Consider the following 6,993-nt stretch of genomic DNA (forward strand, 5'->3'; position numbering starts at 1 on the left):
ATTTATTATCATATCAACTCGATTATTTAAGGGATTAGGATGTTTTCAATCGCTTATTATTTTTAAATAAAAAGTGACCAATCACCCATTCCTGTCCTTGTTCAAAACCGAATAGCTCAGCGCAAGCCATAAAGAATATACGCCAACGTTGCCACCAAGCGGCTGCATCTTGTCCATAAACACGTTCAAAGATTGGTTTTAAATATTGCTGTTGTCGATCCATATTTTCTAGCCATGCATTTGCGGTCTTTTCATAATGACTACCCGCCCATTGCCATTGCTGAGATAATTCTAAATGTTTTTGGAAATGTAAAAATGTTGATGTCGCTGGCATTAAACCACCAGTAAAAAAGTATTTTGACATCCAATCATATTCACTTTTTATCTCAAAAGGATAATGCATAAAACGATGACAGAAAATATGACACCACAATAAACCGTCTGCTTTTAACCATCTGTGGATTTTTTCAAACAATTTTTCATAGTTCCGAACATGTTCAAACATTTCCACTGAAACTACTCGGTCGAAACGATCTGAATCCAACTCAAGTACATTCACATCACAAGTAAGCACTTCTATATTATTCAATTTTCTAGTCGATGCTTGCGATAAAATATGTTCACGTTGTGTTGCAGAGTTTGAGACAGCAGTAATTTTGGCATTTGGATAACGCTCTGCCATCCATAAGGTGAGTGAACCCCAACCACAGCCTAACTCTAGAATATCTTGTCCATCATGTAATTGTGCACGCTCACAATATAGCTGCAATGCAAATTCTTCCGCATCATTTAAACTGGTTTTCTCATGCGGGAAATAACACGCGCTGTATTTTAAACGCTTGCCTAGTACAGCCTGGAAAAAAGCTGTCGGCAATTCATAATGCTGTTCATTGGCAATGTCTGTAGCAATTGCAATATCGCTTTGCTTCAGCATAGCCAACACATCCATATATCGTTGTGCTGACTGTTCAGGATCATAACGCCCTTCCTGAATTAAGCGTTTTTTACTAAGCGCACGAATTGCCGCGCGAATGGCTTGATCTGGGACAATCCCCGTTTCTACCAATTTTAAAGATTGTTGAATAATAAAGTCCATGTGCGCACCTACTTTTTGGGTTTCCACGGAATAAATATAGAAGTCCGTTGTTGATAGTCGAGATAATTCTGCCCTCTATTTCTCAGGGCTTGTTGTTCACTAAAAGGTATACCCGTGATGTAATATAAAAATAACCACATCAATACAGGGTAAATCCACAGCAAATATTGTCCTGCCGCCAAACCAATGATTGGATAAGCAAACCAATGTAACCATTCAAAAAAATAATTAGGATGACGTGAGTAACGCCATAAACCCTGATCCATTGTTTTGGCATGATTGTTAGGATTCTGCTTGAATCGATACAGTTGTTGATCTGCAATCACTTCACCACAAAATGCGATTAACATCACAGCCCCAGCAATCCATAAAGACAAACTGGTCAAATCATTCCATTGAGCTGCAGGGATATTGAGTAAAATCATCATGGGTAATGAGAATAAAATCGCCAAACCCGCTTGAAACATAAAAAATGCAAAAAAGCCCAAATGCTGATATTTGCCCATCGCACGACGCATATTGGCATAACGACGATCTTCAACTTGCTCATCGAGATAACGTCGCAATAAATGTCCAGCTAGACGCAAAAACCAAATCGAACTCAGGATTCCAAGAAAGTATCGAACCGAAAGCGGTGCTTGATCTTGAATGAACGCAGTTAATCCAATGTTGAGCGCGATACAGAAACTCCACGCCGCATCAACAATTCCAGCACGGGAGTTCAAACTTGCCCATAACCAGCAGCAAATCATGATCGAGACATTGATCAGAAGTAGTGTCAACATGGATTTACCTCAGGCATTCAACAAAATGACCTAATATGGGTTTGCTTGAAAGAGCATATGTACATCACTGATCACGCCCTCTTTGAATCCACCTTCGCAGTAACAAAGATAGAAATCCCACATCCGTATAAAATTATCATCAAACCCTAAAGCTAAGACTTGCTCACGGGCTGCTAAAAAGCGTTCACGCCAATGATGAATCGTTATAGCGTAACTTTGTCCAATATCCTCAAGATGCTTCAGTGTCAGTTTTTGTTCGGAAGCCGTCTGGGTCAACACACTGATGCAAGGAATAAAACTACCTGGGAAAATATATCGCTTAATATAGTCCACTGTAGTTAAGGCTTTTAAATATCGCGCATCTTCGATAGTAATGGCTTGAATCAAAGCCAAACCATTTGGCTTTAATAATTGACGGCATTGTTGAAAATAAGTAGATAAATATGCCTCACCAACAGCTTCAACCATCTCGATCGAAACTAACTTATCGTACTTTCCTTCAAGTAAACGATAATCTTTAAGTTGGATATCCACACGATGACATAGCCCTGCGGCTTCTATTCGTTGCTTTGCTTCTTGATACTGGGCTTCAGAAATCGTAATCGTTGTGACTTTACAACCGTAGTTTTGTGCCGCATATATGGCAAAGCCACCCCAGCCACTACCAATCTCAACTAAATGGTCCATGGGTTGTAATTTCAGCTTTTGACAGATCAATTCCTTTTTATAATCAGATGCTTGCTCCAAGCTCATCTGTTCATTTTGAAATACTGCGCTTGAGTACATCATTGATTCATCTAAGAATAATTTAAAAAAATCATTACTAAGATCATAATGCTCTGCAATATTTTTACGGCTTCCAGAAATTGAATTATGACGCGTTTTATACCAAGCTTTCAGCAAAAACTGGCTGGCTTGAGAGATCACATTTTGATTGATTTTATCAAGCAAATGACGATTTCGAGACAGAAGCTGTATCAAACCAACTAAATCTTCACAATGCCAATAGCCACGAATATAGCCTTCAGCAGCGCCGAGCACACCGTTCTTTAAAATGAGATCGAATAATTGTTTGTCGTGAACGTCAACCTCAACATGTAAATCAGCCTGCTCACCCACGGTACCATTCCATAAACCACGAAATGTAATTTGACCATGGCGCAGCTTAAATAAGCTTTTGAGTACCCAAGGGAGTGAATTTTGTTCACCGAAAATGAGAGTTTTCATAATGTTCTTTTCTATCCTTCTCTTTATTTGGGTGTCGATAAAATGGAACTTTTTTCTTCCATAAACGAAACGCTTGTAAATAAATTTGCGCTAACATTTTGAAAGGTTCAAAGACATGATAAATAGCATATCGACGTAGTTGTGAAGGCTGCGTGATGTCCGATAGCGTAAAGCGCATATTTGCATCAAATATCTTTTGTTCTTGTTGATAAAGCTGCATATAGATCACGTGTTGCTGCATTGAAAAATGAAATCGCCAGCGATAATCAAGCTGCATCGGCATGAAAGGTGAAACATGGAAAGATTTTTCAAAGTCAAATTGATAACCTTGAAAATCTGCACGCTGTTGAGCCTGTAACCGACAATCATGCACGTACACCTTACGCTCATTCCAAGGCGTATTGGTAATCTCACTTAAAATGAATAAAGGCTGCTGCTGTGCATCGAAAATGAAATAGAACACAACAGAGTTAAAACGAAATCCTAAACTTCTTGGCAATGCCAGTATTCGGATATTCGTGTGACTAGGTAATATGCTATCAGTCTGCTGTAGAATGATTCGCTTAATCTTTTCTCGGATTGAACCTGATTGTTCTGTCAGAAAATCCTCAGGATATAGATTTAACAAACTCCAATGGCGTTCAGAGCATAATTTTGATTGACTGAGTAAATCAGAGAGTTGCTCTGGATCAAACCAAAGATATTTGAGATCAGTTGAGAACTCATGTGACTTGGGTTGAAAACGCCGATGCCGTATCTGAGCAGAAGCGATGGCAAATGAACTGTTTAGCATAGCTCAACCCCTTGCTGTTCGGCGACTGAAGATACCTGTTCAATCTGAGCCACAACACGTGCAGCACTGCTTGCTCCATCCTCATGAAAACCCCATCCCCAATACGCACCGCAAAAGGAGCTACGATATTGTCCATTGATTTCGCGCCAACGTTTTTGTGCGTCAATCGCTTCGGCATTAAATATGGGATGTCGATAATGTCGTTCAACTAAAATTTTATCCGCAGCAATGTTCAAATTTGGATTCAGTGTTGCAAAAATTTGAGTTTTACAGGATAGGTTTTGCAACTTATTCATCCAATAACTAAAACCGTAATGCAAATGTTGCGACGAAATAGTATTTTGATTTTTCGTTACATGAACATGCCAGCTCGCCCACTGAGATCGACGCTTCGGCATGATGGACTGATCGTGATGAACCACCATATGGTTATCTTGATAACCAAACTGCCCTAACACATTTTGCTCCAACTGCGTCGCATCAGTTAATAGCGCTAAAGTATCATCTGCATGGCTAGCAAAAATCACCCAATCATACTGTTCTACACCATGTTGGGTTCTCACACTAACTTGATCTGAGTGACGTGTCACAGCACTAACTGCCATAGCTCGCCATTGGATATTTGCACACGATTTTCGGATCGCCTCTATATAGGAAGCTGAACCACCTTGCACCGTTTGCCATTGCGGTCTTTGCTTAAGCTGTAACATACGATGATGCTGAAAAAAACTTACGACAAATTTATAAGGAATTTTTCCAACTTGATCGACTGGACTAGACCATAATGCGCCACACATTGGATACAAGTGTTCATGTCTAAAAGCGTCTGAATATGCGTGTCGATTTAAATACTGATCAAGCGTTAATTGCGAATCACAATCTGCAACAACCACGTCTTTATTGTTGTCATAAAAACGGATTAAATCTGCCAACATGTGTAGAAAATCTTTTTTAAAAAAATTCTGTGGCTTGGCAAATAATGACCATTTTTTTGACGGGTTGTACTGTAAGCCAGTTACAAGGTTGTTCACCGAAAAACTCATATCACTACTTTGCGACTCTACTCCTAACTCAGCAAGCATCTCGCTAAATAAAGGATAGTTGTATTCATTGAATACGATAAAACCACTATCTACAGCAAGTGACTGCCCTTCGATGCAAAAACGATGCGTGTCCGTATGGCCACCAAAATAATCATTCTTTTCAAATATAGTGACCTGATGGCGCGATGAAAGTTTCCATGCGGCATAGAGTCCAGAAATTCCCGATCCAATAATTGCGATTTTCATGAAGACTCCCCTTGTCCAACTTTCTGTTTATTGATATTTATTTGCTGAGAGTAGGATTTTTTTGCCTCATATACCCGCTGAGGAACAGGTTTCATCCCCCAAACCAACCCTAAATAACTCATTATTTTTAATAAATAATAAGTAATGTCTATTTGCCACCAGTAAAAACCTTGACGAACGCTGCCTGCATAAAAATGATGATTGTTATGCCAGCCCTCACCTAAGGTGATAATTGATAAAATAAAATTATTCCGACTATTATCTGAGGTTTCAAAATCACGGCGACCATATAAATGAGCCATCGAGTTAATGCATAAAGTCGCGTGAATCAATAACACTGTAGAAATCACAAATCCCCATACCAAAAGCTGTAACCCAGATGTTGCCAAATGCGGATATGCAGCAGCCAACCATTCTCCCAGACCATAAATGGAAGCAGCTGTGAGCAAAACAACAGGTAAACTAAAACGATCCAGCCAAACAAGTTCTGGATATTTAAGCCAATCTCTCACGACTTCTTTGCGGATCGCAAAATTCTGATCATTGAGAAACCATCCAATGTGGCTGTACCAGAATCCATGTGTCGAAGAATGGGGATCTTGTGCTGTATCCGTATAGCGATGGTGGTAGCGATGGTGAGCTGCCCACCACAAAGGTCCTCGTTGAGCGCTCATTGTTCCAATTAGGATAAAGATAAACTGAACTATACGAGAAGTTTGAAAGGTCTTATGGGATAAGTAACGATGAAAAAAAGCTGTAATTGCAAACATGCGAATCAGATAAAAGAACAACATAAAAACAACAGCAAACCAAGACACACCAACCCAAAACACCGCCAAGCAAGCGACGTGCAGCAGAATGAACGGTAAAATTCTAAACCATTGGATGTTACTGTCTTTAACTGTATTTGTAGAATCAACGTTTGTACTTAAACTGGCAGTCGATGACCAACTATCGATCCATTGCAGAAAAAATTTAAGCATTTTGGCATCCTAGTTCGGATCATAAATATTCTTTTTATGATGTTAATAATATTGATATGAATTTTACGTGAAGCCATTTCACTAGATGCTGCATCAGACTCAATTCTACATTCATTTTATTTCATATTTTTAGCAAGTTATGAAGCACTTATACCTCATAACTCTGCTTAATAAAATGATTTAATTAATTGAAAGTTATGGTGTCTTGTGCGATGTTTTGACCAAATGTTCTACATCGTAGCCATACTGACGTGCTGTTTCGACATAATCATTATAAATCTGCTCATTCAGCTTTGGTGTTCTAGACAAAATCCAAAGATATTTCTGGCTTGGCCCACCTACCAATGCCACTTGGTAATCTGGATCAACTCGTAAAATCCAATAATCCCCCTTAGTGAAGGGTACCCAGCGTAAACCTTTTGGTAGAAAACTTACCTTTAATTTACTTTTGCCTTCATTTTGGGGGTAAGCGATACCCTCAGCCTGATCGATTTGATTTTGTTTATTGCGACAACGATTAACCACATTAACTGTATTGTCATAATTGAGTTGATACTCGGCAGTCGTATCCCCTACGCAATTACGTTGAAAAAACATAGGCAGATGAGCAATTTCATACCATTTTCCGGCATATTGTTGAATATCAATACGTTCAACAGCTTGATTTTTGGGTGTTTGTGATTGAGCAAATGCGAAACTTGAAAACAGGGCTAAACAACTACTAAACAATAATTTTTGATACATAAGACCTATCCATTTGCTTTGAACAGCAATAAGCCTAATCAATCCTATGTGAACATTCTGTGATGTGAAATTTCCC

7 protein-coding genes are annotated in these 6,993 nt (G+C 39.0%); all 7 read right to left on the reverse strand.

What is annotated here, in order from left to right:
• Positions 1–34: 34 nt before the first annotated feature.
• Positions 35–1,096, reverse strand: a complete 1,062-nt coding sequence (locus tag HMPREF0023_RS04975) for an SAM-dependent methyltransferase (RefSeq protein WP_017394996.1) — start codon at positions 1,094–1,096, stop codon at positions 35–37.
• Between the two features lie 8 nt (positions 1,097–1,104).
• Positions 1,105–1,881: a DUF1295 domain-containing protein gene (locus HMPREF0023_RS04980; protein WP_008941341.1), complete on the reverse strand. Its 777-nt coding sequence runs from the start codon at positions 1,879–1,881 to the stop codon at positions 1,105–1,107.
• Between the two features lie 30 nt (positions 1,882–1,911).
• Entirely contained in the window at positions 1,912–3,108 is a 1,197-nt protein-coding gene (locus tag HMPREF0023_RS04985; protein WP_008941342.1) for an SAM-dependent methyltransferase, read from the reverse strand.
• A complete protein-coding gene (locus HMPREF0023_RS04990; protein WP_008941343.1) occupies positions 3,086–3,901 on the reverse strand; it encodes a DUF1365 domain-containing protein in 816 nt (271 codons plus the stop codon). The genes HMPREF0023_RS04985 and HMPREF0023_RS04990 overlap by 23 nt, the downstream gene beginning before the upstream one ends.
• The gene (locus HMPREF0023_RS04995; protein ID WP_008941344.1) at positions 3,895–5,190 is read right to left on the reverse strand and encodes an NAD(P)/FAD-dependent oxidoreductase; all 1,296 of its coding nucleotides are present in this window, start codon (positions 5,188–5,190) and stop codon (positions 3,895–3,897) included. Before HMPREF0023_RS04995 ends, HMPREF0023_RS04990 begins: the two co-directional genes overlap by 7 nt.
• Entirely contained in the window at positions 5,187–6,173 is a 987-nt protein-coding gene (locus HMPREF0023_RS05000; protein ID WP_008941345.1) for an acyl-CoA desaturase, read from the reverse strand. Before HMPREF0023_RS05000 ends, HMPREF0023_RS04995 begins: the two co-directional genes overlap by 4 nt.
• Before the next feature lie 195 nt (positions 6,174–6,368).
• Complete coding sequence (locus tag HMPREF0023_RS05005) at positions 6,369–6,917, reverse strand: lipocalin family protein (RefSeq protein WP_017396341.1); 549 nt, start codon at positions 6,915–6,917, stop codon at positions 6,369–6,371.
• Between the last annotated feature and the right edge of the window lie 76 nt (positions 6,918–6,993).

Origin of the sequence: Acinetobacter sp. ATCC 27244 (assembly GCF_000156555.1) — a bacterium.
GTDB classification, from domain to species: domain Bacteria; phylum Pseudomonadota; class Gammaproteobacteria; order Pseudomonadales; family Moraxellaceae; genus Acinetobacter; species Acinetobacter haemolyticus.

Bases quoted from the DNA above. Each gene is read 5' to 3' on its own strand.
- HMPREF0023_RS04985 (WP_008941342.1), bottom strand. From the start codon at position 3,108: ATGAAAACTCTCATTTTCGGTGAACAAAATTCACTCCCTTGGGTACTC.
- HMPREF0023_RS04990 (WP_008941343.1), bottom strand. From the start codon at position 3,901: ATGCTAAACAGTTCATTTGCCATCGCTTCTGCTCAGATACGGCATCGG.
- HMPREF0023_RS04980 (WP_008941341.1), bottom strand. From the start codon at position 1,881: ATGTTGACACTACTTCTGATCAATGTCTCGATCATGATTTGCTGCTGG.
- HMPREF0023_RS04995 (WP_008941344.1), bottom strand. From the start codon at position 5,190: ATGAAAATCGCAATTATTGGATCGGGAATTTCTGGACTCTATGCCGCA.
- HMPREF0023_RS05000 (WP_008941345.1), bottom strand. From the start codon at position 6,173: ATGCTTAAATTTTTTCTGCAATGGATCGATAGTTGGTCATCGACTGCC.
- HMPREF0023_RS05005 (WP_017396341.1), bottom strand. From the start codon at position 6,917: ATGTATCAAAAATTATTGTTTAGTAGTTGTTTAGCCCTGTTTTCAAGT.
- HMPREF0023_RS04975 (WP_017394996.1), bottom strand. From the start codon at position 1,096: ATGGACTTTATTATTCAACAATCTTTAAAATTGGTAGAAACGGGGATT.